General features: G+C 67.5%; 28 protein-coding genes and 1 tRNA gene. 18 read left to right on the forward strand and 11 right to left on the reverse strand.

What is annotated here, in order from left to right; all coding sequences use genetic code 11:
* Positions 1–69: 69 nt before the first annotated feature.
* Positions 70–372: a DUF4229 domain-containing protein gene (locus tag ACYVDN_RS15875; RefSeq protein WP_460573156.1), complete on the reverse strand. Its 303-nt coding sequence runs from the start codon at positions 370–372 to the stop codon at positions 70–72.
* 130 nt (positions 373–502) lie between these two features.
* Here ACYVDN_RS15875 and ACYVDN_RS15880 point away from each other — a divergent pair, with 130 nt between their 5' ends.
* Both ACYVDN_RS15880 and menD read left to right on the forward strand, forming a co-directional pair.
* Positions 503–865, forward strand: a complete 363-nt coding sequence (locus ACYVDN_RS15880) for a PLD nuclease N-terminal domain-containing protein (protein ID WP_460573157.1) — start codon at positions 503–505, stop codon at positions 863–865.
* Positions 858–2,681 carry a 2-succinyl-5-enolpyruvyl-6-hydroxy-3-cyclohexene-1-carboxylate synthase gene (gene menD / locus ACYVDN_RS15885; protein WP_460573158.1) on the forward strand — a complete coding sequence of 608 codons (1,824 nt, stop codon included), beginning with the start codon at positions 858–860 and terminating at the stop codon, positions 2,679–2,681. Before ACYVDN_RS15880 ends, menD begins: the two co-directional genes overlap by 8 nt.
* Positions 2,682–2,684: 3 nt before the next feature.
* Here menD and ACYVDN_RS15890 read toward each other — a convergent pair whose 3' ends face one another.
* Complete coding sequence (locus ACYVDN_RS15890; RefSeq protein WP_460573159.1) at positions 2,685–3,932, reverse strand: isochorismate synthase; 1,248 nt, start codon at positions 3,930–3,932, stop codon at positions 2,685–2,687.
* Positions 3,933–4,310: 378 nt separating this feature from the next.
* Here ACYVDN_RS15890 and ACYVDN_RS15895 point away from each other — a divergent pair, with 378 nt between their 5' ends.
* From ACYVDN_RS15895 to ACYVDN_RS15930, 8 genes are all read left to right on the forward strand, one after another.
* Entirely contained in the window at positions 4,311–5,060 is a 750-nt protein-coding gene (locus ACYVDN_RS15895; RefSeq protein WP_460573160.1) for a class I SAM-dependent methyltransferase, read from the forward strand.
* Complete coding sequence (locus tag ACYVDN_RS15900; RefSeq protein WP_460573161.1) at positions 5,060–6,118, forward strand: polyprenyl synthetase family protein; 1,059 nt, start codon at positions 5,060–5,062, stop codon at positions 6,116–6,118. The genes ACYVDN_RS15895 and ACYVDN_RS15900 overlap by 1 nt, the downstream gene beginning before the upstream one ends.
* An 80-nt stretch (positions 6,119–6,198) precedes the next feature.
* Positions 6,199–7,554 (forward strand): FAD-dependent oxidoreductase, encoded by a 1,356-nt coding sequence (locus ACYVDN_RS15905; RefSeq protein ID WP_460573162.1) that lies wholly within the window; start codon positions 6,199–6,201, stop codon positions 7,552–7,554.
* Between the two features lie 137 nt (positions 7,555–7,691).
* On the forward strand, positions 7,692–8,288 hold the full coding sequence (locus ACYVDN_RS15910) for a SipW-dependent-type signal peptide-containing protein (RefSeq protein ID WP_460573163.1): 597 nt from the start codon (positions 7,692–7,694) through the stop codon (positions 8,286–8,288).
* A gap of 4 nt (positions 8,289–8,292) precedes the next feature.
* Entirely contained in the window at positions 8,293–8,913 is a 621-nt protein-coding gene (locus ACYVDN_RS15915; protein ID WP_460573164.1) for a SipW-dependent-type signal peptide-containing protein, read from the forward strand.
* Complete coding sequence (locus ACYVDN_RS15920; protein ID WP_460573165.1) at positions 8,910–9,527, forward strand: S24/S26 family peptidase; 618 nt, start codon at positions 8,910–8,912, stop codon at positions 9,525–9,527. The genes ACYVDN_RS15915 and ACYVDN_RS15920 overlap by 4 nt, the downstream gene beginning before the upstream one ends.
* A 3-nt stretch (positions 9,528–9,530) precedes the next feature.
* The gene (locus ACYVDN_RS15925) at positions 9,531–10,271 is read left to right on the forward strand and encodes a hypothetical protein (RefSeq protein ID WP_460573166.1); all 741 of its coding nucleotides are present in this window, start codon (positions 9,531–9,533) and stop codon (positions 10,269–10,271) included.
* A complete protein-coding gene (locus ACYVDN_RS15930) occupies positions 10,264–10,803 on the forward strand; it encodes a hypothetical protein (RefSeq protein WP_460573167.1) in 540 nt (179 codons plus the stop codon). Before ACYVDN_RS15925 ends, ACYVDN_RS15930 begins: the two co-directional genes overlap by 8 nt.
* 38 nt (positions 10,804–10,841) lie before the next feature.
* Here ACYVDN_RS15930 and ACYVDN_RS15935 read toward each other — a convergent pair whose 3' ends face one another.
* Positions 10,842–11,732: an alanyl-tRNA editing protein gene (locus tag ACYVDN_RS15935; RefSeq protein ID WP_460573168.1), complete on the reverse strand. Its 891-nt coding sequence runs from the start codon at positions 11,730–11,732 to the stop codon at positions 10,842–10,844.
* Between the two features lie 3 nt (positions 11,733–11,735).
* On the reverse strand, positions 11,736–12,224 hold the full coding sequence (locus ACYVDN_RS15940; RefSeq protein WP_460573169.1) for a YajQ family nucleotide-binding protein: 489 nt from the start codon (positions 12,222–12,224) through the stop codon (positions 11,736–11,738).
* Between the two features lie 132 nt (positions 12,225–12,356).
* Here ACYVDN_RS15940 and ACYVDN_RS15945 point away from each other — a divergent pair, with 132 nt between their 5' ends.
* Positions 12,357–12,893: an LPXTG cell wall anchor domain-containing protein gene (locus tag ACYVDN_RS15945; protein ID WP_460573170.1), complete on the forward strand. Its 537-nt coding sequence runs from the start codon at positions 12,357–12,359 to the stop codon at positions 12,891–12,893.
* 90 nt (positions 12,894–12,983) lie between these two features.
* Positions 12,984–13,065: transfer RNA gene (locus ACYVDN_RS15950), tRNA-Tyr, on the forward strand.
* Positions 13,066–13,122: 57 nt separating this feature from the next.
* Here the strand turns inward: ACYVDN_RS15950 and ACYVDN_RS15955 are convergent.
* Complete coding sequence (locus ACYVDN_RS15955; RefSeq protein ID WP_460573538.1) at positions 13,123–13,386, reverse strand: tyrosine-type recombinase/integrase; 264 nt, start codon at positions 13,384–13,386, stop codon at positions 13,123–13,125.
* Positions 13,387–14,249: 863 nt separating this feature from the next.
* Between ACYVDN_RS15955 and ACYVDN_RS15960 the strand changes: the two genes are divergently transcribed.
* Positions 14,250–14,459 (forward strand): hypothetical protein, encoded by a 210-nt coding sequence (locus tag ACYVDN_RS15960; protein ID WP_460573171.1) that lies wholly within the window; start codon positions 14,250–14,252, stop codon positions 14,457–14,459.
* Positions 14,460–14,931: 472 nt separating this feature from the next.
* Here ACYVDN_RS15960 and ACYVDN_RS15965 read toward each other — a convergent pair whose 3' ends face one another.
* The 3 genes from ACYVDN_RS15965 to ACYVDN_RS15975 all read right to left on the reverse strand — a co-directional run bounded on the left by ACYVDN_RS15965 (position 14,932) and on the right by ACYVDN_RS15975 (position 17,992).
* Entirely contained in the window at positions 14,932–15,390 is a 459-nt protein-coding gene (locus ACYVDN_RS15965) for a hypothetical protein (RefSeq protein ID WP_460573172.1), read from the reverse strand.
* A gap of 377 nt (positions 15,391–15,767) precedes the next feature.
* Positions 15,768–17,402, reverse strand: a complete 1,635-nt coding sequence (locus ACYVDN_RS15970) for an MFS transporter (RefSeq protein ID WP_460573173.1) — start codon at positions 17,400–17,402, stop codon at positions 15,768–15,770.
* A gap of 77 nt (positions 17,403–17,479) precedes the next feature.
* Positions 17,480–17,992, reverse strand: coding sequence for a DUF6611 family protein (locus ACYVDN_RS15975; protein ID WP_460573174.1), 513 nt, complete (start codon positions 17,990–17,992; stop codon positions 17,480–17,482).
* A gap of 253 nt (positions 17,993–18,245) precedes the next feature.
* On the opposite strand from ACYVDN_RS15975, the gene ACYVDN_RS15980 reads away from it, so the two are divergent.
* The 4 genes from ACYVDN_RS15980 (at position 18,246) to ACYVDN_RS15995 (ending at position 20,573) form a co-directional block, all read left to right on the forward strand.
* The gene (locus ACYVDN_RS15980) at positions 18,246–18,443 is read left to right on the forward strand and encodes a hypothetical protein (RefSeq protein ID WP_460573175.1); all 198 of its coding nucleotides are present in this window, start codon (positions 18,246–18,248) and stop codon (positions 18,441–18,443) included.
* Positions 18,444–18,487: 44 nt separating this feature from the next.
* Entirely contained in the window at positions 18,488–19,558 is a 1,071-nt protein-coding gene (locus ACYVDN_RS15985; RefSeq protein ID WP_460573176.1) for a sensor histidine kinase, read from the forward strand.
* Complete coding sequence (locus ACYVDN_RS15990; RefSeq protein WP_460573177.1) at positions 19,555–20,181, forward strand: response regulator transcription factor; 627 nt, start codon at positions 19,555–19,557, stop codon at positions 20,179–20,181. The genes ACYVDN_RS15985 and ACYVDN_RS15990 overlap by 4 nt, the downstream gene beginning before the upstream one ends.
* A gap of 83 nt (positions 20,182–20,264) precedes the next feature.
* On the forward strand, positions 20,265–20,573 hold the full coding sequence (locus ACYVDN_RS15995) for a DUF3467 domain-containing protein (RefSeq protein ID WP_460573178.1): 309 nt from the start codon (positions 20,265–20,267) through the stop codon (positions 20,571–20,573).
* 48 nt (positions 20,574–20,621) lie between these two features.
* Here the strand turns inward: ACYVDN_RS15995 and ACYVDN_RS16000 are convergent, their stop codons facing one another.
* Complete coding sequence (locus ACYVDN_RS16000) at positions 20,622–21,104, reverse strand: DUF805 domain-containing protein (RefSeq protein ID WP_460573179.1); 483 nt, start codon at positions 21,102–21,104, stop codon at positions 20,622–20,624.
* Positions 21,105–21,175: 71 nt separating this feature from the next.
* On the opposite strand from ACYVDN_RS16000, the gene ACYVDN_RS16005 reads away from it, so the two are divergent.
* Positions 21,176–21,988 (forward strand): inositol monophosphatase family protein, encoded by an 813-nt coding sequence (locus tag ACYVDN_RS16005; RefSeq protein WP_460573180.1) that lies wholly within the window; start codon positions 21,176–21,178, stop codon positions 21,986–21,988.
* 654 nt (positions 21,989–22,642) lie between these two features.
* Here the strand turns inward: ACYVDN_RS16005 and ACYVDN_RS16010 are convergent.
* Both ACYVDN_RS16010 and ACYVDN_RS16015 read right to left on the reverse strand, forming a co-directional pair.
* Positions 22,643–24,358, reverse strand: coding sequence for a glycoside hydrolase family 13 protein (locus ACYVDN_RS16010; RefSeq protein ID WP_460573181.1), 1,716 nt, complete (start codon positions 24,356–24,358; stop codon positions 22,643–22,645).
* Between the two features lie 181 nt (positions 24,359–24,539).
* Positions 24,540–25,859, reverse strand: a complete 1,320-nt coding sequence (locus ACYVDN_RS16015; protein WP_460573182.1) for an ABC transporter substrate-binding protein — start codon at positions 25,857–25,859, stop codon at positions 24,540–24,542.
* Positions 25,860–25,951 lie beyond the last annotated feature (92 nt).

Here is a 25,951-nt window from a genome sequence, read left to right on the forward strand (position 1 = left end):
CGGACGGCCGGTCCGTGATCACATCGTTAAGGAGGCGTGACGACATGCTCTGATACGGCGGAGAGGACCCTACTCGGACTTGCGGTCAGCCCGCGCGTTCGCCTCATCGACGGCGGCGTCCTCGACCTGGTCATCCACGGTCGGCTTCGCCTCGGTGCGTTCCCGCCTGCGAGCCGCGGCGAGCTGCTCGGAGACCGCCTGGCGAGGCTTGCGGAGGAAGAGGAACGACAGGCACAGGCCGATGATGACGGCGGCGATCGCCGAGAAGATCCAGTAGTCGGAGGGCAGGACCAGCAGCAGCACCACCAGCGGAACGGCGATGAACAGCAGCCGCAACACGGTGAAGGTGAGCCAAGCCGGAATGCGTTTCACCGTTCAAGTGTAGGTACCCACCCTGTGGGTGAGCGGCGTGAGGGTGTCGAGCTGCCCGCGCATCGACAGAGCCTGCTGTGAGGTTCGCTGCGCGCCGCCACCGCTGGGCCACGCGGGTTAGCATGAACTCATGATTCGCGTATGGCTCATCGTCGGAGTCATGGCCGCTCTGTTCTACGTCTACTCGGTCGTGGACTGCACGCTGGCCGATCGCGATCGTGTGCGCGGGCTGCCGAAATGGGCGTGGCTGATCATCGTCGTGGTGTTCTTCCTCATCGGCGACATCCTGTGGTTCGCCATCGGCCGACCGCGCCGCGACCGGAAGTTGGGCCCGCGTACCGTTGCCCCTGACGACGACCCCGACTTCCTGCGAAACCTCGAACGAGACCGCAAGCAGCAGGAGCGCATCCGCCGCCTCGAGCGCGAGCTCTCCGACCTCGATGACACGCCGAAGAAGAAGTCCGGCGACACCGACGGCAGACGGGATGTCTGAGCCCGCGAATCCCGGCGGTCTCGGTTTTCACGGCGCCAGCCCGCTCACCGACGGTCAGACTGCAGAAGACCAGAGCACGCACCATCCGCCCACTGCCCTGACTCTCACAGGGAATCCGTCCACCGACGCGTCGATCGCCCTGCTCGTCGCGCTGGTGCGCCGTGGCCTGAGACACGTCGTGTTGAGCCCCGGCTCCCGATCGCAGGCACTCGCCCTCGTCGCCGCGGAGCTCGAGCGCGTGGGAGCCATCGAACTGCACGTGCGCATCGATGAGCGCGTCGGAGGATTCCTCGCCCTCGGTCTCGCTGTGGAGAGCCGCCGTCCCGCTGCGGTCATCACGACGAGCGGAACCGCGACCGCCAACCTGCTGCCCGCCGTGCTCGAGGCGCACCACTCGAATGTGCCGATGATCTTGCTCACGGCCGACCGGCCGAGCGAGCTGCGGGGCATCCGCTCCAACCAGACCACGGTTCAAGCGGGCATGTACGGCGCTGCAGTGCGAAGGGCGCTCGACGTCGATGCCCCGACCGGTGCTGACGACGAGACGGATGCCTACACCTCCCTGGCCGATCGTGCCTGGTCCGCCGCGCTCGACGACGCCGGCCCCGTGCATCTGAACCTGGCCTTCCGCGAGCCGCTCTCTACTGCCGTGCCCGACCTAGCGGGCATGGTCGCATCATTGCTGGATCCGGTGGATGACGCGCCCCACGGCCCGCTCGGACGCGGCGACCTTCAGCTCGAGCCGGGCATCCGCACCGTCGTGATCGCCGGACACGGGGCAGGACCCGCAGCCGAGGAGCTCGCCCGCGCGGGCGGCTGGCCACTGATCGCCGAGGCGTCGAGCGGATCGCGTTTCGGTCCGAATCTTGTTGTCGCTTACCGCGAACTGCTTCGCGACGAGGGGTTCGGCGGAGCCGTGGAGCGTGCGATCGTGTTCGGGCATCCGACGCTCAGCCGCGAGGTTCCGGCGTTGCTGAAGCGCCAGGATGTCGAGGTGATCGTCGTCGCCCCTGTCGGCGAAGAGGTGTACGACCCCGCGCGCTCAGCGAAGGCAGTCGCATCAGTCGACGTGCAGGATGCCGACCCGAACGCCAGGGAGTCCCGTGCGTGGGTGGGACGCTGGGTGTTCGCCAGCCGTGCGCTGATCGAGGACCGCGATGTCTCTGCAGACGAGGTCGCGCCCGACGTCGACGCGGGCAGATCGCACTCGCCGCAGCAACGCGCGGCATTCGCGAAGGCGGAGTTCGCCGCTGTGCGCGCTCCTGTAACACGCCGCATGCTCGCCGAGGCGCTGTGGCGGTTCACCTGGCCGCACGACCGGCTCGTGCTGGGCGCGTCACGTCTGGTCAGGGAACTGGATTCCACGGTGACCGGCAAGCGGATCAACGTGCACTCGAACCGCGGGCTGGCCGGCATCGACGGCACGATCTCCACCGCGATCGGCATCGCCCTCGCGTCGCAACCCATCGATGCGGATGGCCCGACCGGCACGACCCGCGTGCTGCTGGGCGATCTCGCGCTGCTGCACGACGTCGGCTCCCTGCTGTTCGGCGACGGGGAGCGCAGACCTATCGTGCAGGTCGTCGTCGGGGACGACGACGGCGGAACGATCTTCGAGTCGCTCGAGGTGGCGGCGACGGCATCGGCCGAGGCGATGCGCCGCGTGCTGATCACCCCGCAGCGCGTCGACTGGGCCGCGCTGGCCGAGGCATACGGCTGGAGCTACCGACGAGCGACGACGAGGGGCGAGCTCGACCAGGCGCTGTCCGCTCCGCCGCTCGGCACGAGCATCGTCCACGTGCCGCTGGCCGGCTGAGCTCTACCCGAAGGCCTCTGTGATGGGGCGGAACTTCATCTTCGTCTCCGCGAGCTCCCGCTCCGGCACGGAGTCGCCCATGATGCCGCATCCGGCATATGCGGTGATGTCGCCCGACGGCTTCACCTGCGCGCCGCGCAGCGCGATCGCCCATTCCCCGTCGCCGTTCGCGCCGATCCAGCCGACCGGCCCGGCGTAGCGTTCGCGATCGAAGGGCTCGAGCTCGTGGATGACCCGCAGTGCGGCATCCGTCGGCGTTCCGGCCACCGCAGCCGTCGGGTGCAGTGCCGCAACCAGGTCCAGTGAGCCCGACCCGTCGCTGAGCGTGCCGGAGACGTCCGTCGCAAGGTGCCAGAGGTTGGGGAGCTTGAGCGGGAACGGCCGCGGGCTCGTCGTGAGGGCCGACGTGTGCGGAGTGAGCGCGTCGACCACGCTGCGCACCGCGACCGCGTGCTCCTCGAGATCCTTCGTGCTCGTCAGCAGTTCTTCGGCGGACTCACGGTCCGACTCGGCGTCCCCACCGCGCGCGCTCGTGCCGGCCAGTACCCGGGCGTCGAGGGTTCCGCCGTGCACGCGCACCAGGGTCTCAGGGCTGGAGCCGAGCATGCCGTCGACGGCATACGTCCAACATTCCGGGTAGCCGAGCGCCAGCTCGACGAGCGCGCGGCGCACGTCGGACTCGACGGGGAGGTGTGCCCGCAGGTCTCGCGCGAGCACGACCTTCTCGAGTCCGCCCTCGCGGATGCGCTCGGCCGCGACGTCGACTGCGCGCTTGTACGCCTCACGGGTGAGGGCGCCGGGGAGCATCGTGAGCCGGTACTCGGCGCCGAAGGGCTGAGGGCGTGGCATGGCAGGCATCGTCGGGTCATCCGTCTGCCTGATACGCGTGATCCACGCCGCACCGGCTCTGCGCCCGACTACGATCTGGGGAACGATCAGCACGCTCGTCGCCGAGCTGTCGTCGTCGAAGGCGAACGTGCCGAATGCGACGAGCCCGCTGCCGGGCATCCGTACCGGGTCGGAGACAGTGCTCGTCGAGACGAGCTGCTTCCACGCGGCCGACGCCTCCGCGATGCGGCCGGCGCCGTGGAACTCAAGCCGCAGCGTCTCGCCTATGCCTGCGATGCCCTCTCCTTTGCGCAGCCACACAAGAGGGGAATGCGCGTCGGTGAAGGGAAGGATGTGTCTGACGTCGTCGAGCGGGGTGGTCTCGACCGTCAACGCCTGTACGCGGGTCGCGGTTACGGTCACCGCTCTAGCGTACGTCCGTGCGCAGAACGAGACGCGCGGCCCAGGCGCACGCCCGCCTGCCCCGTCGCCCGCCTTGCGCATAACTCCTGCACGGGTCAGTAGGCCGTCCGCCCTTGCGCATAACTCCTGCTACTTCGTCGGTCCGACCGATGCGGGCCGCTGAATCTCGCACTTCCGAGCCGACGGCCGGACGAAGTTGCAGGAGTTATGCGCAGGGTGGCCTCGAGCTCAGCCCGGCCCGGCCCGGCCCGGCCTGGACCCGAGCCCCGGCCCGGCCCAGCCCCAGCGCCGGGCGACGGGCCACGGCATCGTTGCTTTCGCATGATCTGCGGGTGCACCCCGAAGTGAGCTTGCCGACGGAGAACTAAGCTTGGCCAGGTGAGTAGGGCCGACCTGAGCAAGCAGCCGTCGGATGTCGCAGCGATGTTCGACGAGGTGTCGACCGCATACGACCGCACGAACACGGTGCTGTCCGTCGGCAACGCGACGCTGTGGCGCATCGCCACGACACGTGCGGTGGATCCACGTCGTGGGCAGCTCATCCTCGACGTCGCCGCCGGAACGGGCACGTCGAGCGCGGCACTCGCCAGTTCGGGCGCCCGTGTGGTCGCAGCGGACTTCTCGCCCGGCATGATCGCGGTCGGGCGGCAACGTCAGGCGGGCAACCCGAACGTCGAGTTCGTGCAGGCCGACGCAACGCAGCTCCCTTTCGAAGACGACAGCTTCGACGCCGTGACGATCTCGTTCGGCCTGCGGAACATCGTTGATCCTTCCGCCGCGCTGGCCGAGTTCTTCCGGGTGACGAAGCCGGGCGGGAGGCTCGTCGTCTGCGAGTTCTCGCGGCCCCCGGCATCCGTCATCCGCGCCGCGTACCACGGCTATCTCGCGTATGGCATGCCGATCTTCGCGCGCATCGCCTCATCGAACCCCGCCGCCTACTCCTATCTGATGGAGTCGATTCGCGACTGGCCGGACCAGCAGACGCTCGCCCACCTCATCAGCGGTGCCGGCTTCGAGCGCGTCGCGTACCGCAACCTCACCGCCGGTATCGTTGCGCTGCATCGCGGGTTCGTGCCCGATTCCACGTCTGCGCCGGCACAGGACGCAGCAACGAAGGGTTTCCAGTAGTGCCATCGCTGCCTCTCGCGCGTCGCGGGAACACCCTGTCGAGCCAGTTCGGCTTCACCGAGCGGCTCTTCGCGTCGAGCGAGGACAAGCGGTTCGTCGCGCGCATCGATGCAGGGCTCGACCTGGTCGAGGAGGGGCTTCGCGAGCAGGTGCGCTTCGCGGATCAGCTGGCGGATGTCACCGCGAGCTACCTGATGAATGCGGGTGGCAAGCGCGTTAGGCCGATGCTGACTCTGCTCACCTCGCAGCTCGGCGAGGGCGCGACTCCCGAAGTGATCACGGCTGCTCAGGCTGTGGAGATCACGCATCTGGCGTCGCTGTACCACGACGACGTGATGGACGAGGCGTTGACCAGGCGCGGGGTGCCGAGCGCGCAGCACGTCTGGGGCAACTCCGTCGCCGTTCTGACCGGCGACCTGCTCTTCGCGCGTGCCAGCCAGCTCGTCGCGAGTCTCGGCGAGGGCGCCATCCGACTGCAGGCAGACACCTTCGAGCGGCTCTGCCTCGGACAGCTGCACGAGACCGTCGGGCCGATGGAGTCGGATGACCCGATCGAGCACTACATCAGCGTGCTCGCCGACAAGACCGGCTCCCTCATCGCTGCCTCGGCACAGATGGGCGTCATGTTCTCCGGGGCTCCGCGGGAGTACACCACGCCCGTGATGGAATTCGGCGAGAAGATCGGCGTCAGTTTCCAGCTCGTCGACGACGTGATCGACCTCGGCAAGGGGGACGAGACCGGCAAGACGCCCGGTACCGACCTTCGCGCAGGTGTTGCGACGTTGCCCCTTCTCAAGCTGAGGGCGAGGGCGCACGCCGACGCGTCCGCGGCCGCTCTGCTGGAGCGACTCGACACCGAGGTGCTCGGCGCACCCGACACCGCGGACGTGAGCGATGCAGTGGCGGCCCTGCGCGAGCATCCGGTCACGCAGGAGACTCTCGACGAGGCGCACCGCTGGGCGCGGGAGGCCGTCGAGGCCATCGCGCCGCTTCCGGAGGGACCCGTCAAGAGAGCTCTGACGCGATTCGCCGAGTCCATCGTCGAGCGCTCCAGCTGACCGGGCCGCGTCGCCACATGCACGCCAGCAGCGCACTGCACGCAGACAAGCAGCACGCCCCCGACGAAAGGGATCACTTCATGACCAAGCTCCGCCTGGCCATCGTCGGAGCCGGACCAGCCGGCATCTACGCAGCGGACATCCTGCTGAAAGCCGAGCGCGAGTTCGACGTCTCCATCGATCTCTTCGAGCAGCTGCCTGCACCGTACGGGCTCGTGCGCTATGGCGTCGCACCCGACCACCCCCGCATCAAGGGCATCATCACCGCCTTGCGCGATGTGCTCGACCGGGGCGACATCCGCATCTTCGGCAACGTGCGTTTCGGCGTCGACATCACGCTGGACGACCTCAAGCGGCACTACAACGCCGTCATCTTCGCGACCGGGGCCGTGAAGGACTCCTCCCTCGCCATCCCTGGTGTCGACCTCGACGGATCGCACGGCGCTGCGGACTTCGTGAGCTGGTACGACGGGCACCCCGATTACCCGCGCACCTGGCCGCTGGCCGACGAGTCGGTGGCGGTGATCGGCAACGGGAATGTGGCGTTGGATGTCGCACGAGTGCTCGCCAAGCACGCCGACGATCTGCTCCCGACCGAGATCCCCGACAACGTCTACCAGGGCCTCAAGCAGTCGCCCGTCACCGACGTGCACGTCTTCGGACGTCGCGGACCGACCTCGGTGAAGTTCACCCCGCTCGAGCTGCGGGAGCTCGGCGAGCTGCGCGATGTCGACATGATCCTCTACGACGAGGACTTCGACTACGACGACCACGACCGCGAGACCATCGCAGGCAACAAGCAGGTGCTCGTGATCGACCGCGTTCTTCAACAGTGGCGACAGCGGGAGGTCGGCGAGGCATCCCGTCGCCTGCACCTGCATTTCTACGCCAAGCCCGTCGAGTTCGTGGATGACGGAGAAGGACGCGTCTCGGCGATCAGGTACGAGCGCACCGCGCCCGACGGCCAGGGCGGCGTCCACGGCACCGGGGAGCTGCGCGAGGTGCCGGTGAGCGCCGTGTATCGCGCGGTCGGATACTTCGGGTCGCCGCTGCCGGGCATCCCGTTCGACGAGCATCACGGTGTCATCCCGAACCACGAGGGACAGGCGCTGCATACCGACGACAACACCCAGTTCTACGGCGTCTACGCGACGGGCTGGATCAAGCGTGGGCCGGTCGGCCTCATCGGCCACACCAAGTCCGACGCCATGGAGACGGTCTCGCACTTGATCAACGACCTTGGCAACTGGTGGACGCCGACCGACCCCTCCGAGGAGTCCATCGTCGAGCTGCTGCGGTCGCGCGGCGTGGAGTTCACGAACCTCGACGGATGGCACAACCTCGACGCGCACGAGCAGTCGCTGGGCGCAGAGCAGGGTCGCGCCCGCATCAAGGTCGTCCCCCGCGACGAGATGGTGCGCATCTCGAACGCGTAGCCGCGGGTCGCCCACATCGGGCGAAGAGCGTGCTGAGCGGATGACGGGGGTGGACCGCCTCTAGGTTCCCTGCTTGACTGGCCCCAGTGCCCGGCGCCTTGCTTCGGCGGCGTCGTTTTCGGGGGGAGATGGTGCTCATGCGTACTGTGCTGCGCAATCGCAAGGGAGTCGTTCGTGCCGTTCTGGCCGGCGGCCTGGTGCTGGGTGTCGGGGCGGCGATCACGCTCGCCGCGTGGAATGCTTCGGACTTCGCCACCGGCACGTTCAAGTCGGGAACGTTCGCGCTCGAGGGTTCGACCGACGATACGACCTATGCGGCGCATCCTGCCGCGCCCGGCGCCGATCTGTCGTTCACCGCTCCGGTGGCCGACCTGTCGCCGAACGACGTCGTCTACTCGTCGTACTGGGTGCGCCTCGCCGCCGGCACGACGGCCAACGCGACCGTCACGGTGAACACGGGAACACCGACCGGGTCGCTTGCGGGACTGACGTACTCGCTCGTGCAGACGACGGATGCCACCTGCGACGCCACCACGACGGGCACCTCGCTGGTGCCATCCGGAACCGCGCTGGGCACTGTTCCTGGAGCTCCCACGTTCGCGCTGACCGCCGGAAGTCCGACGACCAGCGCCGGCACTGCCGTGCATCTGTGCTTCACGGTGACGGCCGCTGCCGGTCTGACGCAGGGCCTGAGTGGAACGGCCACCTGGCAGTTCGCCGCCCAATCGGACTGAGCGCATGGCTGGGCGCCTGACCCGCGTACGCGCGCTGTTGGCCGGCGGACTCGTTCTCGGAGTCGGCGCCGCGGTGACGGTCGCGGCGTGGACAGCGCAGGACAACGCGACGGGCTCGTTCTCGACGAGCACGTTCGTCACGCAGTCGAGCGCCGATGCCGGAGCGACCTGGGCGAACAACTCGGTCGCACCCGGCGCCACGCTGCAGCTGGGAGCGGGGGCGCTCTCGCCCGGCGTGACGGTGGCGGCATCGTTCGGCATCCGCACCGCGACCGGTTCGATCGGCGGCACCGAGGCGATGCAGACGGCGACGAGCACGACGACGCCGCTGCCTGCGCTTTGGACTTCGCTGCAGTACCGCGTGTACAGCAGCACGACCAGCACGTGCACGGCGACGTCGACACCGGCATCAGGAGCGAACTGGATCGTCGGCAGCGCGACCACGTGGTCGGCGATGGGCACGGCGGTGCCGACGAACAGCACGGCGCTCGCCGCCGCGACGTCGAGTGCCGCTGGCACTCCGACCTGGTTCTGCTTCCAGGTCAATCTGCCGACCGGTGCACCGAACACGCTGCAGGGCCAGTCCTTCGTCGCGACCTGGCTGTTCGCGGGGACGAGCTCGTGACAGCGGTCGTCGAGAAGCCGTCTGAGGTCGAGCCCGCACCGCACGGCTGGGCTCGGGTCGAGTCCGTCGTGCGCAACGTGCTCTTGGATGTCGCGGCCGTGCTCGGCGCCATCTGCATAGTGCTCGTCGTGTTGGCGCTGGTGTTCCACATCACGCTGATCATGTTCAAGACCGGGTCGATGAGCCCGGACATCCCGACCGGTTCTCTGGCCGTCGTGAAGCAGATCCCGGCCTCGGAGGCGCACGTCGGCGACGTCGTCACCGTCGACCGCCCTGGAGAGCTGCCCATCACACACCGTGTCGTGAAAACCAGTCCCGGCCCCGACGGCAGCACGATTCTGGTACTCAAGGGCGACGCCAACGCGGCCGCGGACCCGGCACCGTACATGGTCAAGACGGTGCGGCTCGTGCTGTGGTCCGTGCCGGGGCTCGCGTACTTCGTAGTATGGCTGAGCAACCCGTTCGTGCTCGGCGGCCTCACGATAGGCGTCGCGGCGCTCGTCGTCTGGGCGCTGTGGCCGCGAGACAAGCGTGGCAACAAGCCGAGCCCCAAAGGGGACGACGACGGCGATCGCGTGGCTACGGGACGACATCGTCGACCGAAGGAAGGCTGATCGGTGCGGAGCGCATCCGTGCGTCGCGGCGGCTGGCGAGCCTGGGTGCTCGTCGGCGCGACATGTGCCGCGGCCGTGCTCGGTGCGGTCGGACTCGCGCTCGACCGACCGGTGTCGGCCTTGGCGGCGCAGTCGACGACGAGTGCGACATCCGGCCCGGTGCTCGTGCTCAGCAGTGACCCGCCGGGAACCGTGCACGGGCTCGCTCCGGGAGTGGCGACGCCGTGGAACGTCGGAGTGACGGTGCGCAGGATGCCCGTGAGCACGCTGGTCGGCATCGTCACCTCTCAGGGTGGCTTCGACTCAACCGCAGGTCGGGTGCCGGCGTCGATCGAGCTCCTCGGCTGCTCGCAGGCGTGGGTCGCCATGACGTGCGCGAGCGGAGAGCGGGTCATCCTTCCCCAGACGGATGCCGTGGCGCTGACCGGGGATCCGGCTGACCTCACCGATCCAACTGGCCCGATCCCGGCGCAGGTCTGGGTGCAGGCGCGGGTGACGCTGGCCGCCGACGCCCCGCAGCCCACCGTCGGACAGCTCGACGTGCGCTTGACGGTGGATGCCTCCGGCGCCGACTCGCCCACGCCGCCGACGCCCGGCGAGAACGGATCGTCCGTGACGGGATCCGGTCCCTTCTCGGCCGCAGAGACCGGTTCCTCGGTGCTCGGCCCTGCACTGCTGGCAGTTGCCGCGGTGACGGCAGGCCTCGCGATCGTCGGCTTCGTGCGCAGGCGGCGACATGGCTGAGCGTCCGGAGTCGGGGAATCGGATGCCCGGCGGGCGCCACCACCGCGCAGCGACACTTCTCGCCGTCGTCGGTGTGCTCGCCGTCGTGCTCTTCGCCCACCCCGCTCCGACGGATGCCAGTTGGACCGGGCAACAGGCCACCTCGTCGACGACAACCGCGAAGACGATCCAGCCGCCGACTCTGCAGGGATGCACCGCGGATCCGGGTGCGCTCGGCCTCAACCCGACCGTCACGGTCACCTGGTCGTTCCCCGCGGGAACCTCGTACGTGGTGCCCGCCAACATCGCATTCGGTGTCGGCACGAGCAGCCTCGGCTCTCTGCTCCCGATCGGCTCGGGCGTCACCACGACCGGCCCGACGAGTGGCGTCTACACCTCGGTGTACAGCAGCGGGCTGCTCTCAGGCCTGCTGGGCGGCACTTTCAACGTTGCGCTGTGGACCGTCGATCCGTCCGCGTGGACCTCACGCCAGGTCGGCTACAAGGCCTCGATCGGTCTCGCCGGCCTCGGCACGACCTGCGTGCTCCAGTAACGGCGCGCTCCAGCTAGCGGCGCCGCTAAAGCACGCAGTCAACGCCCCGTCGCGGTGCTCCGCATCGTCAGAGTCGCCGTACCTTCGTCATCCCCGGTCTCGAACGACACAGAGACCTCGCCCAACTCGCCGAGCGACGACACGTGGGTTCCACCGCACGCGATGCGTGCCGTGCCCTCCGGCAGATCGCAGACCCAGAAGCGCCGGTCGCTCAGCCCGTCGCCTTCTCGCTCGACGTGCACCGCGGCATCCGTCGCGACCCACTCGCGCAGGGTCGCGGTGACGGTGTTCTGCAGGTCGTCGAGCACCTCGGGGAGTCCGTCGGTCGCGAATCCCTTGCGACGCAGCGACTTATTGAGGCGGAAGACGTCGACCGATCCGTTCGGCACGATCGTGGAGGACTGGATCGCCTCGTGGTCGAAGTCGGGATGACCGAGCGCGTCCTCGCCCACGGGCTTGCTCCACCGGTCGACAAGTGCCGCGTTGAGAGCGAGCGAGGCGAGGTGGCAGAGGGAGTGGCCGACCGACAGGGAGCGGCGATGTGCGTCATCCACCGTGACGTTCACGCGATCGCCCACCGCGATGCGGCTCGGCTCGGCGAGCACGTGGACGACCACGAACGCCCAGCCCTCCGTTCCTCTGCGAACAGGCACCTCGGCGCCGACGTAGAGCTCGGTGCCGTTCGTGGCGCCGAGTAGAACGGCCGCCAAGGGTTGCTCGCGCTCGCCGACGAGGATCGTCCCGCGGTCGGGACCCTGGTCGGGCCAGGCTATGTCGACGGGATGAGCGGGCGTTCGGTCCAGTAGCACGAGCTCGTGGCTCGCGTCGTACGGCTGCACGTGCAGCACGGTGGCCGTCGCGGAGAGCGACTCAGGGTCGCCTTCACCGAGCGGGTAGAGGACGACGGTGTCGGTCGAGGGGAGCGGCATGGGTCAGCGGAAGTTCACGAACTGCAGGTCGACCTCGACGTCGGCTCGCTTGAGCAGCGCGATCGTGGCCTGCAGATCGTCACGGCTCTTCGACGACACGCGCACCTCGTCACCCTGAATCTGGCTCTTCACCGACTTCGGGGCCTCGTCGCGGATGAGCTTGTTGATCTTCTTGCCCGCGTCCTGGTCGATGCCCTCCTTGAGCGCGACCTCGAGGCGGAACTCCTTGCCGCTTGCGTACGGGTCACCGGCATCCAGGCTCTTCAACGAGACGCCGCGCTTGATGAACTTCGACTCGAGCACATCGAGAATGGCCTTCACGCGTTCCTCGCTGTTGGCCTTGAGCAGGATCTTCTCGCCGCTCCACTCGACAGATGCGCCGATGTTCTTGAAGTCGTAGCGCTGGTCCACCTCTTTGCGGGCCTGGTTGACGGCGTTGTCGGCCTCCATCTTGTCGACCTTGCTGACCACGTCGAACGATGAGTCTGCCATGCGTGTCCACCCCTTTCGCGTACGCGTGTGAGGACGCCCGAGCCGGACCCTCACGCACCCTGACGAGTCTATGGTCTGTCTCGTACGGAGCGGATGGGTCGCTCCGACGCCCGCTGCCCTTATAGTTGCCGCGTGAGACAAGACGTCGGCGGCCTCGCCGCGACCGGATCCAATGTCACCCCGTGGCTGATCGTCGCAGGCATCATCGTGCTGCTCGGCGTGATCGCGCTCGTCGTCGCAGGCATCGTGCGGTCGAGGCGGTCCGAGCAGCAGGTGGAAGACGCGGCAGAGACCGTGGCGGATGCCGGGGGCACGCTTCCCACTCCGGATCCGAATGCGCCGGCATCCGACGAGACCGTGATCGAGGAGGCCGCCGAGCTCGGCGGCGCTGCGGCCGCCGGTACCGCCGCGGTGGCCGGGGCAGATGCGGTGAAGCCGGAGACCGCTGCTCCGTTCGCTGGCGACCCTGCGGAGATCGCGCCCAGCGACGAGTTCGCGCCCAACGTCGGCGAGATCGGCCAGGATCTGAACGCGCCGGCCGACACGTCGTGGCCGGCTGACGGTGAAGCCCAGCCCCGTGAGCCGGGGGCGCCGAAGCACTCGGCGACCCCCGAGAAAGAGGTCCCTCCTTTCGACGCTCCGACGGAGAACGACGACCCCTCCAAGTAGCCGACGCCCTCGATTTCATGGGATGCCCCTGCGCGGGTATTCTTATGGGGCGCGTTCGGTCAGGTGACTACATGTGGTCGGGAGCGCCTTGGCGAGTTACCCAAGCGGCCAAAGGGATCTGACTGTAAATCAGCCGGCATAGCCTTCGGGGGTTCGAATCCCTCACTCGCCACCCCAGCCGAGAGGCCCGGAATCACGCGGAAGTAACGTGTCCGGGCCTCTCGTCATTTCAGTGGTCGACCGACTCCGTGACCGCTTGTGTGTGCAGTGGGTGTGCACTGGACCTCGGCACGAGCGCCGATGCGCCCTCAGCTACGCGCCGTGACGCCGACGCGATCAGGCGGGAGTAGACGTCGGATGTGAGCGCGATCGTCGAGTGTCCGATGCGCTTGGACACGATCGCGATGTCCGCGCCAGACGCGAGCAGCAGACTCGCGTGCATGTGCCTCAGGGAATGGATCGACGCGTCGCCGAATCCTGCCTGATCACGCAGCGTCTCTACGGCAAGGAGCCGACTCGACTAAGCGACGCCGGGCGTTGCTCCCCGGTATGAACGAGGAACGCTCGGCGTCGAGACCAGGATACATCCGCCTCATTCGAGCGTATTCTGTGTGGCGGAAGCGGCAGGCAGTGCGGAAGCACAGCCCAGCCGCTTTTGTCATTCCCGGCTACTCGGGTCGAGCGGTCGCCACATCGTTCCGTCGGCGTTCCGCCCGTTCGGAGGCCCTTGCGGACCCACCTGCGGGACGTCGTACCTCACCAAGTCGTTTGCGTGCTCGAGCGAGTCGACGGCGCTCATGAGTTTCCGTTTCGGCGGGTCGAGATCCCATCGGAACACGAGCTACCGATCGCCTTCACGATGGCGCACGCGCTGCACAACGGCTTTCGGGAGGACCTTGTCGTTCCGCATGACGAGCCACGTGTCCACCTCGAAGCGAATGGGACGCGGCTCGATCATGCCCAGCATACGGGCGGGTACCGACGGCGCGCGCCGGATGGGCTTGCACGCACGGGTCACAGCGTGCACCATGAGTTATGCCCTTCGTGCATCGGCCGGCAAAGACGCAGCCGCATGCAGAAGGGGCGCGAACCGAAGTCCGCGCCCCTAGACCCTCAGGTCAGCTACCGATCACGCCGTTGCAGCGGCATCTTCCACGATCAAGTAACGGTATGCGCACTCGCCCTTGCGGTCGATGCACGGTGGGAACGTTCGACCAGCCACGAAGTGTCCCACTTCGCCGTACTGATCGAACCAATTCCCGGTCTCGGGCACGCGCTGCCCGGTTTTCCACGACCCGTTGGGTCCCTTAGGCTCATGCTCACGCATGACGACCTCTTTTCTGTTTGGAGCATCGGATGACGCTCATTGACTTCCCGCAACGTCGAGTCACGGGCTCGGCAGACGAAGGAATCGTCTGCGAGTGTGGTGGCCAGTGGTTCACGCTTCTTCGCGTGAAGGACGGCCGGGTGGTCCCTGGTGCTGTTGTGCTGGACCGTGCGGGCACGATCAATGGGTACAGCGGCTTTTTTCGCTGCAACGACTGCGGACACGAGTACGAGCCCTGACCCGCAGGGGCCAGGGCTCACGTGAACTGCGCGACTAGAGGCGCATCTGTCGTCGACCATCTGCATAAACCAAGTTCGGGCTGAGCTGCGAGGCAGTAGGCATCTGAGCTTGCTCACTTTCCGTAGTTCGGCGATCCATGTGTGGTGGGTTAAAGCTAGCTGTACGTCCAGACACTTACAGGACCGACACGCCATCGCCGGAGATCGACAAAAGAAGGCCCCCGCTTCGTGATGGAAGCGGGGGCCTCGAACTCGGTTAGCAGCTACCACACATGCCAAACCCGGACTATCCCAGCTTACGTGATAGAGGGCCGCCGGGGCTGTATTGGCCCACCGATCTCCGGGTTGTCGCCCTCATGCGCACGCAGCACGGCGAGATGCCGCAGGCCCGCGCGCGACCTTATGAGTTCAGAAGGGTCGATTGGTGTGGCGGAGTCGAACTCCGGACCGGTCCTGTGCGATGAAGCGTTAGTCAGCAGCCCTGCGTCGCGTCGACGGAGAGATTGAGCCTCGATCGAAGTCGGGCGCTCGCCTGAGACGCCGCCGTCGAGTCGGGCCACTGGATGGTGTTGATCTGGCTGATGTCGGTGAGGTGTACCAGCTGCCCGTCTATTGCGACCTCAGAGAAGAGGTCGTCGCGGACGGCGTCGACGTCGGCCTTGACGTCGGCTGGCCAGAGGGTCGTGTCGAGAGCTTTGGCCGCTGTACTGTCGGCCGTCAGCGCGACCTGAGCAGCTTGGTGGAGCGCGTTGAGATCGGTCCCCTGCAGCGCTGCATTGACCGCGTCGACTGTCTTGTTGGCCGGGCAGATCGCCGCGATGTACGCCGTCGCGGCCTCCGCGTCCGACAAGACCGTCGGAGTCGGCGTTGGGGTCGGCGTGGGTGTCGCTGACGAGGTCGCCCTGGCGCCTGTAGCGGAGGTCGTGGTCATAGTGCATCCGGCAAGAGCGGCCGTAAGAATCGCTGCGCTGGCAATGGCCGGGAGGAGCTTCATCATTCGATCCTATGGAATGTCTGTGGGCCGGCAGCAGGCCCAGAACGGGGCGCGTCGTGCGCACGCGCGTGTGTGCAAACTGCAGCGGACACGAGCCGTCAGGAGCGTCAGGAGCGGACGAGGCGGACGACCGAACCCCGAGACACCAGACCAGCGGACACGAGCCGACAGGAGCGGATGAAGGCTCGTTCTCTGTAAATCAGCCGGCATAGCCTTCGGGGGTTCGAATCCCTCACTCGCCACCCTCGTAAACGCCCCGGTATCCCTGTGAGAACAAGGGATTCCGGGGCGTTTCGACTAGATCAAGAGACCTGTCAGCCTGCACCCGAGGCGCTAGGCGGGGCGATTTGCGCATTCTGGTCGTCATCCCTCGGGCTTCGGCCGAGGACCCGCGATGGCAGGTTGCGTGAGAAGAACATGGCGCCGAGCGAAACCAACGCGAGCGTCGCGAACGAGAGCCGCAGCGCGGAGAGCTGTGACTCGTTGTAGATGGAGGCGAGCTGCGTGCCTTGGTCTTCCGTGAGCCCGGCGTCGGTGGCGATCTTCGGCACATCGGCGGTCGCCACGACCGCGACGCCGCCCTGCGACTCGGACACGACCAGTTGCTGAACGTCGTGCGGGAGCGTACTTGAGGCGACCGCTCCGGTGAAGATCGTCGTGAGCGACGCGATCATGACCGACCCGATGAGCGCCGTGCCCAGGGATGATCCGAGGTTCTGGAACACGCCCTGCACTCCTCCGGCCTCGCTGAGCTCGTTCTCGCTGACGGCCGACATCGTCACGTTGCCGAGCTGGGAGGCGAGCAGCCCCAGCGCGGCGCCCGCCACGAACATCCCAGCGCCGAAGATCCAGTTGTTGAGCTCGACATCGACGGATGCCAGCAGCACCAGACTCGCGAGTATGAGGCCGAATTGGCCTAGGCGGGCGATCAGCTTCGGAGACAGCCGGCGAGAGAGTGCGGTTCCGAGGATCGAGAACAGCACGAGGGCGATCGAGAGCGGGAAGATTCGCAGGCCTGTCGACAGGGCGTCGAGCCCCAGCGACAGCTGCAGGTAGATGGGGACGATGAAGAACAGGCCGGCCGTCACCGTGTACTGGATGCCGAGACTTCCCACTCCGGCGCGCAGCTGACGCAGCTTCAGGATCGCGGTATTGAGAAGGGGTGCCCGCCCGAGTCGACTCAGCCTGTCCTGCCGGAGGAAGAACAGCCACCCCAGCACGACCCCAGCGCCGATGAGGAACGGTACCGGCGACAGTCCGAGGATGCTGATGTCGGGCTGGGTCGGCAGGATCCATCCCCATGTCTTCGTCTGCAGCAGCCCGTACACGATGAGCACGAGCGCCGCCGCGGACATCACGACCGAGAGGACGTCGATCCGCACGTGGGAGCGCGCTCCGCTGTCGGCCACGACACGGCTGAACAGCAGCACTACCGCCATGATCACGACTTCGCCGGCGAAGACGTAGCGCCAGCTCGCATAGGTGGTGAGGAACCCGCCGATGAGGGGGCCGACCGCCACGGCGACACCGGATGCGGCGCCGATCGCGGCGAAGGCGGTCACCCTGGCGTGACCCGTGTAGTTGTCCGCGATGAGCGCGGCGATCGCCGGGATGACAAGCACCGCTCCCAGGCCCTCGACCACCGACCAGCCGAGAAAGAGCACCACGATGTTCGGCGCCAGGGCGGTGGTCGCTGATCCGATGGCATAGATGATGGAGCCGATGATCAGTGCGCGGCGACGACCCCAGACATCTCCGAGTTTCGCGCCGAGCAGCATGAAGGCCGCCATGGTCAGTGTGTAGAACGTGATGGTCGCCTGCATGGCGGAGATGGTCGTGCCCAGGTCCTTGACGAGTGTCGAGATCGACACGTTCATCACCGTGCTGTCCAACGTCATGACGAACTGCGCTGACGCCAGAACCGTCACCGCGCCCCAACGTCCCGCCATGGCGACTCCCTCCGGATACTGCCCGGATGCTAGCGCGGCGCGCGCTCACCACACCAGTGAATTCGTCGAATCCGACGTCATTCCGCCAGCTGGGCGTACGCCGTCGCCCACATGATTTCGTAGTGCACAGGGCTGAGGTTCCCGGTCTCCACGTCGTTCTCCGCCTGGTCGAGGAGCGTGGCCAGCGAGCGCAGGTGCACAGCACCGCGATCGCCGGAGTTGTCGATGTTCTCGACGGCGAACCCTTCGCGGACCAGCCTGCGGGTGCGTCGCGCGTTGTACGCGAGCACAACGGTGATGATGAGTGTCCCGACCATGATGGTCACGGCGGCGGTCCACGCGGGAAGGCAGAGCACGACGCCGATCAGGCACAGCGCCCCTCCGACGAACGGCCAGGCCCGCCACAGACGAAGGGCCACGCGCTCACGCTGACTGATACCGGGCGGATAGACGACCAACCGCAGGGTGCGAAGCCCGTGGCGCCAGTATCCGACATAAAAGGTGCCCCATGGATGACCGGTATCGAGCATACGAAGCAGCCGGTTCGACCGTGAATGCGCGACGGTTACCGGGTGGGACTGAAAGGTCATCTCCCCACTGTGGCGATCGGCGTCGGCGGCAGGTCACGTCCTTACGACACGCATACGCGAAGGGCCTCTTTGCTCACGGATTCCTCATTCCCACCCGATTGCCGCACGAGGATGATTCCATTAGCCGTATCGCCTAGACAACGGTCTATATTAATGGGGATTCTGTTTACGCCATTGCACCGTTCGGCACATGCGGGCGGCGCCGCGGCGACTCTAGCGTCGTAGTGACGACGCGGATGGGGAGGGGCATGCCATGGCCGAGAAGACCACGCCGAGTGCGACGCAGACCGGTGAGAAGGCGAGCGAGGAGCTGGGCGCCGAGTCGGTCATCCGATTCCACTACGCGAGCGCACCCCTGCTGCCGGCGACCGTGTCCGTCGACCTGACCGCACTCGCCGAGGCGGCTCTGGCGCGGTCACGATCCGGCACGCTGAGCGGTCCCTCGGCATGAGCTCGGGCCTTCGGGCGGAGTCCGCGGATGTTAGTCTCCGCGGGATGAGTCGCAGCTCGAACCGCACCACCCTTGCCGATGACATGGCCGCCATCATGCGCGACGTTCGTGACGCGCTGCAGGAGCACGGCAGTCGCCTCGTCGACGGTGGCGAACTCGATCCGGCTTTCGAGCGGCAGGCTGTTGCCATCCTCGGCGAGGCCGCGGCATCCATCGCTGACGGCAACGACGACCGTCTGCCACTGGCGACGGCTGACCTGCTGGATCCCCAGCGACTGGAGGCGCTCGGTCGGCTGCGGGCCGGCCAGGACAGCCATCCTGCCGAAAGCCTGCTCGCCGCCGAGGTGCTGTTCGATCAGGCGATCGAACCGCTGGCGTCGTGGGCGGCGGCGCTGCCGCGGCCCGTTCCCGCGGTGCAGGTCGCGCGCATTCTGCATCACGCGGTGTTCCGGCGCTTCCCGCCCGGCGCCGTCGCCTACACGCAGGCGATGCGCGAGCGACTTTCGACGGCGAACCAGGAGAGTCGCTTCAGGCTCTCGCGGGACCTGCACGATCGCGTGGCGCACGGCATCGCGGCGGGCATCCAGCGCATCGAGCTCAGCTCGCTGAACGACGGCGAGGATGCCTCCGACCTCGCCGCCGCTGCACACACCCTTCGGCAGACGCTGATGGACGTGCAGAACATGGCGCTCGACCTGCGCCAGCTCGTCGGGTCGCGCTCCCTGGAGAAGGCGATCTCCGACTACGCGGCCGAAACCTCGACGATGCCGCCCCGTGTGGTCGTCTCCTCGACCGGACCGGTGCGTCCGCTGCCGACATCCACGGCCGAAGAGGTCTTCATGATCGTGCTCGAGGCGATCCGCAACGCGCGCACGCACGCGACGGGCGCCACGATGGTGTCGGTGGGCATCGACTGGCGCAGGCGCACCCTGGCGGTCACGATCGCCGACAACGGCCCGGGGTTCAGCCACGACGACGTCACCACCGGTTCCATCGGGCTGCTCGACATGCGCGAGCGCGCCGACTCGATCGGCGGGCGCCTGAGCATCGCCACCTCCGCAGGCCCCGGCACCGTCGTGCGTCTGACCATCCCGCTGACGGACGTCGAAGGATGACCGGCCGCATCGACGTCGGCATCGCCGACGACCACGACCTCTTCCGCGAGGGGCTCGTCGCCCTGCTCGGAAGGGATGCCCGCCTTCGGGTCGTCGGCCAGGCATCCGACAGCCGCGGTGCGCTGGAGCTCGTTCGGGTGCGACGGCCGCTCGTGCTGTTGCTCGACGTCAGCATGCCGGGCGATCCGGCCCGCATGACGATCGCCAGGGTGAAGCGCATGCAGCCCGATCTGCGCGTCGTCGTGCTGACGATGCACCAGGATGTGCACCTTCGCTCGGAGCTGCTCGCCGCCGGCGCCTCCGCCTACCTCACGAAGACCGCGCCGAGCAGCGAGGTCGTCGCGGCCATCCTGCACGCAGCGACGACGGACTCGCCGATGGCTGCGCCAGGGGCAGAGGATGGCCACAGCGACCTCCTCTCCGAGCGTGAGTACGCCGTGCTCAGGCTCATCGCGCAGGCCTACTCCAACAAGGAGATCGGCAAGGAGCTGAGCATCGCGGAGGGCACCGTCAAACGGCACGCGAACAACATCAACATCAAGCTCGGCGCCACCTCGCGCATCGACGCCGTTCGCAAGGCTGCACGGTTGGGCATCTTGCCGTCCCAGGCGACGCTCGGCTGAGCTCGCGACACGTGCGCAGCCCCGCCACGCACAGCGCGAGCCGTTGAGCGACCGCCTAGGCTCGCTGTGAACGAGGAGGCGCAGTGGCCGACGAGCAAGGCAATGTTCCCACCCAGATCAACTTCGAGATTCCGCCGGAGGTGGAGGCGGGCGGCTTCGCCGACTTCGCCAGCATCTGGCACACCGACAACGTGTTCGTGCTCGACTTCGCGTCGCTGCGGGGTCCGGCCACGGAGACGCGCGACGAGCACGGCAACACTCAGCGCGCGGTGAACGCGCGGGTCGTGACGCGCATCCGCATCCCACCCGAGCAGGTGTTCGAGCTGGCGAAGGCGCTCACCCGCGAGCTCGAGATGTGGGAGCAGCAGACGGGCCGCACCGCGACCTCGTAGGGCGGCGCCGCAGGTACGACAGCACCGCAGGTGGATGGATGCCGGTTCTCAGACCCGGTCGAAGCGCTTGCCGTAACCCTGCTTGGGCAGCACGGCCAAGATGATGCCGATCACGCCTCCGGCGAACGGGATGATGATCAGGAACGCCCACCAACCCGAGAGGTTGGCGTCGTGCAGGCGACGCACGAAGACGGCGATTCCGGGCACGAGTGTGGCGAGCGCGTACAGCAGGTACACGACGCCGATCACCGTGCTCGCCGGCGTCGGCCGGGGGTCGGTCGGTGCGGCGACCGCGTTGACCATCTCGATGGCGATGCCGACCGCGAAGAAGATCACCAGTGCCAGGGCTGCCGCCCACCAGAACTCGCTGCGGCTCGCCCGACCGTGGAAGACCGCGTACTTCGTGAAGAATCGCTTGATGCCCTCCTGGGGCGTGGCGCGGTAGATCGGCTTGTCCGATGGATGACGCGACGCTGCGATCTCCGCGGCATCCACCGCATCTTGCGCGAAGTCGTCGAATTCGGCGGTCACGTACGCAATGGTGGCACACCCCGGGCCGGATGGATGTGCGGCGTTCATGTGTCACCCCTAGCATCGAAGGCATGCCCGTGAACGCAGAGCTCCTCGACCTTGCCAGAAACATCGCGGTTGAGGCGGGTGAGCTGGTTCGCATGAGGCGCGAGCAGGGCGTCGAGGTCGCAGCGACCAAGACCGCCCCCGAGGACATCGTCACAGCCGCCGACCGCGAGTCGGAGAACCTCATCCGTGGGCGTATCGCTGAGGCGAGGCCGGATGACGGCTTCTGCGGCGAAGAGAGTGACGCCACGGCCGGGTCGAGCGGTCTGAGCTGGATCGTCGACCCGATCGACGGCACGGTGAACTACTTGTACGGCATCCCTGACTACGCGGTTTCCATCGCTGTGGTCGAGGGTGACCCCGACCCGCTCACGTGGCGCGCGCTGGCATCCGCCGTGGTGAATCCGGCGAGCGGTGAGGTGTTCACCGCGAGCGCAGGCGGTGGCGCCTTCCTCGGAACGAGGCGACTGCAGGTCGCGACCGGCAAGCAGCTCTCCCTCTCCCTCGTGGGCACCGGCTTCTCCTACGACTCGCGACGCCGTGGACTGCAGGCCGAGGCGGTGAGCATGCTGATTCCGCGGGTGCGAGACATTCGCCGCATCGGCTCCGCCGCGCTGGATCTCTGCAACGTCGCGACCGGCAGGCTCGACGCCTACTACGAGAAGGGCCTCAAGCCCTGGGACCACGCCGGCGGTGCCCTCGTCGCCGTCGAGGCGGGCGCGAAGGTGGGAGGCCTGCACGGCGTGCCGGCGAGCCGTGCCCTGACGATCGCCGCCGAGCCGGGCCTCTGGGCCCAGCTGGAGCCCATCATCGACGAAATCGGCGTCGCCGACCGTTGACCGCGGCGCCCCGCGGCGCCCACTCACCCCGATCGCGAAGTCGTCGCCACTTAGTGCGGAATCGCTGGGCCCCAACCCGCAGCAACTGGCGACCACTTGAGTGAGTGAGTGGGCGGGCGGCGGGGGATGCACACCACCACCCAACGTCACCCATCACCACCTTCATCGCCCACCACCCACGCGCCACCCACCGCCCACGCGCCACCCACCTCCGCGGGGGCACCAAGTCGTCGCCACTTTCCGCGGGTTGGGAGCCGGGAATGCCGCAACAAGTGGCGATGACTTGAGGCTCGTGGGGCACCCCGTCACTCGAACCCACGCGGCACCGCCGGGAGCGGGCATCCGACCGTCATCTCGCCGGATGACGCGGAGTTCGCCATCGGCCGGCGGTCAGAGCGGTAACTGCGCCATGTGCGCGCTATTGCGCCCGTTGTGCTGGCGCTATAGAGCGCAAGTGGCGCGCCCGCGGGTCGGCGGTCGGCCGAGCGGGATCGGTGTGGGTCGGTCGGGGGCGGTGGCGGGTCGGTCAGTCGGGGCCGGTGATGGGTCAGATGGACCGGTGGGCCGGTGATCGGTCAGATGGACCGGTGGGCCGGTGGTGGGTCGGTCAGTCGCGGGGGGTGTGATGGGTCAGACGGACCGGTGGGCCGGCGGTCAGCCCGCCAGCCAGGCGGCAGTGTCGGCCGGGAGCTCCGAGCCGGACAGCGGCTCGCTCGAGACGATGACCTTGCCAGCGGGCAGCGGAACGGATGCCGTGCCCAGGTTCGCGACCACGGTCACGTCGCCGTTGCGGAACGCCACGACGTCGTCCCCGAGTCCGTCCACCCACTCGAGCTCACCCGCGCCCAGGGCACGTGCCTCGCGCTCCGACAGCAGCCGACGGTAGAGCGACAGCGTCGACAGCGGGTCCGACTCCTCGACATCCCGAGCAAGTCCCGCCCATTCGTCCGGCTGGGGCAACCAGCTCGCGCCGGTGTCGTTGAACCCGTACGCGGGGCCGTCGGCGGTCCAGGGGAGCGGCACACGGCATCCGTCACGCCCGTAGCGCTCTCCGTTGGTGCGGAACCAGGTCGGGTCCTGCCGCGCCGAGTCGGGCAGATCGATCACCTCGGGGAGCCCGAGCTCTTCGCCCTGGTAAAGGTATGCGGACCCCGGCAGCGCGAGCATCAGCGTGGTGGCTGCGCGCGCTCGGCGGGCACCGGCAACGACATCGGGACGGAACGGCGTCTTGGGGCCGAGGCCATGGCCCTGCGGATTCTCCTCCGAGATGCCGAGGCGGGTGGCGTGCCGTACGACGTCGTGGTTGGAAAGCACCCAGGTGCTGGGCGCACCGACGCCGCCGAACGCCTCGAGTGAGTCCTCGATGACGTCGTGCAGGGCATCCGCCTGCCACGGCGTCTCGAGGTACGAGAAGTTGAAGGTCTGCTGCATCTCATCCGGTCGCACGTAGCGTGCAAGCCTCGACGGCGGGCTGACCCATGCCTCGCCGCACAGCGCGCGGTCGCCGTCGTAGGCCGCCAGCACCTTGTGCCAGTCGCGGAAGATCTCGTGGCCACCCTCCTGACCCCAGAACGGCGAGCTCGGCGGCTCATCGCTGATGTCGGGCTCGAGAGTGGCGCCGGCGCCACTCATCGAGCCGCCGTGCTCGGCATCCGTCTCGTCAGGTAGCCCCTCGGCCTTGACCATGCCGTGAGCGACGTCGATGCGGAAGCCGTCGACACCGCGATCGAGCCAGAAGCGCAGGATGTCGCGGAACTGCTCGCGCACCCACGGGTCTTCCCAGTTGAGGTCGGGCTGCGAGCTGTCGAAGAGGTGGAGGTACCACTGGCCGGGCGTGCCGTCGGGGTTGGTGAGGCGGGTCCAGGCCGGCCCGCCGAAGACGGACTCCCAGTTGTTCGGCGGCTCGTCGCCGTTCTCGCCCTTGCCGTCGCGGAAGTAGTAGTGCTCCCGCTCCTCGCTGCCCTCTGCGGACGCCAGAGCCGCCTGGAACCAGGCGTGATCGGATGACGTGTGATTCGGCACCAGGTCGACGATGACCCGCAGGCCGAGCTCGTGGGCCGCACCGAGCATCCTGTCGAAGTCGTGAAGTGTGCCGAAGATCGGGTCGACGTCGCGGTAGTCGGCCACGTCGTATCCGGCATCGCGCTGCGGGGACGTCATGAACGGGGAGAGCCAGATCGCGTCGACCCCCAGCGTTCGCAGCGCGGGGAGGTGGGCGGTGATGCCGGGGAGGTCACCGATGCCGTCGCCGTTGCTGTCGGCGAACGACCGCGGATACACCTGGTAGATGACCGCGGTGCGCCACCACTCCTTGCCGATCGAAGGGTGTGGGTTTGTCGCCGTGCTCGTCGAAGTGGTCGTGGGGTTCACGAATGAAGTCCTTGGATCGTCGGTTACCGGAACGTACCCGACAATGTTCCCCCATCTTCATTGCTGCTGCGATCCAGATGGGGGTGTGCACGAGGTGTCATCCGTGCTGGCGGCCCGACCCGGCAGGCATCGGTAGACCGGGAGGGTCGCCAGCACGGAATGCTCGGCGTGGGGGGATGACTCAGCTCTTCAGCTGCGACATGAGCGTCGACTGCAGAGCGGTCAGTGCCTCCTTCGGCGTCTGCTTGAGCGAGAGGATCTGCTGCGCCCACGTGGTCATGGCGGGAGTGCTGTCCACGAGCGAGATGTTCGCGAACAGAGCCGTTCCGCCCGGTGCCGCCCACGTCTTGCAGATGGGCTGCCAGACCTCGATGAGCTTCACGTTGGCAGGGTTCTTCTTGAACTCGCTCGTCTCGGCGATGGACTTGAGCGGCGGGAGGCCGATACCGGTGCTCTGGGTCCAGAGCGGCGCCATGTTCTTGTAGTAATAGGTCAGGAACGCCTCCGAGCCCTTCTGGCTGGGGGTGTTCTTGTACATCATGATGTTGTTCGGGAAGTAGAGCGCGCCCTTCTTGCCGGCCGCGCTCACCAGCGGGTCGCCGAGCGCGAGTTCCTGCTGCACGGGGCCCGTGACGTTCGCCGGAAGGCCGGGAACGTCGATGCCCATCGCGCAGGTGCGGTTGCTCCACTGAGTGTTCGTGTTCGTGCTGGAGTAACCGAGGTTGCCTGGGTCGACATAACCCTTCTTCACCATCTCGACCACCCAGTCGAGGGCCTCGATGTTCGTCGCCGTGACACAGTTCGGCTTCTGCTCCTCGTCGAAGAGTCCGCCGCCGTTGTTGATGAGCACGCCGGTGAGGGTCTGGAAGCTGTTGCCGTTGCTCGACGCGCTGCTGAGGCTGAAGCCGTACACGCCGATCTTCTTCAGAGCCGCCGAGGCATCCAAATAGCTCTGCCAGTCGGTCGGCGCTTCGGTGCCGGCCTTCTCGAGCAGGGCCTTGTTGTACCAGAGCACCCGCATGTCGAGGTTGTAGGGAATCGCGACGTAGCCCTTGTCGGTCTTCATGGCGTCGAGGGTGCCAGGGAGGAAGTCGTCGTAGAGGCCGTTCGACTTCCAGCTGTCGATGAGGTCATCCGCGTACGCGATCTTGTCCTCAGTGGCGAACTTGAACGCTTGGGTACCACCGCCCGAGCTGACGGCCGGACCCGTGTTGGATGCGATGGCGGACGCGAACGTCTGGTTGAAGTTCGACCACTGGATCTCCTGGTACGTGGCCGCGGGCAGACCGCTCGCTGGCTTGTAGGCCAGGGTGATCTTCTTGTCGAGCGGATTGAAGGCGGTGCCGCCCCACGGCATGTTCCAGAACTTCAGCGGTGAGCCGGACGAACCGGATCCTCCGCCGGAGCTACAGGCGGCGAGGGCTGCGGTTGCGAGGCCAGCCCCGGCCACAGAGAGAAAGGTGCGCCGGCTGAAGGCGCTGACTGGTGTCGACGTCGACATGTTTTCCTCCTCGCGGCATGCGCCGCAGGTTCGTCGCTGAACGTGGTCGGGTGGACCACAAAGTTTGCGCAACTCGCGCAAGGGATTTTCGG

It is taken from the genome of Humibacter soli (assembly GCF_054779035.1).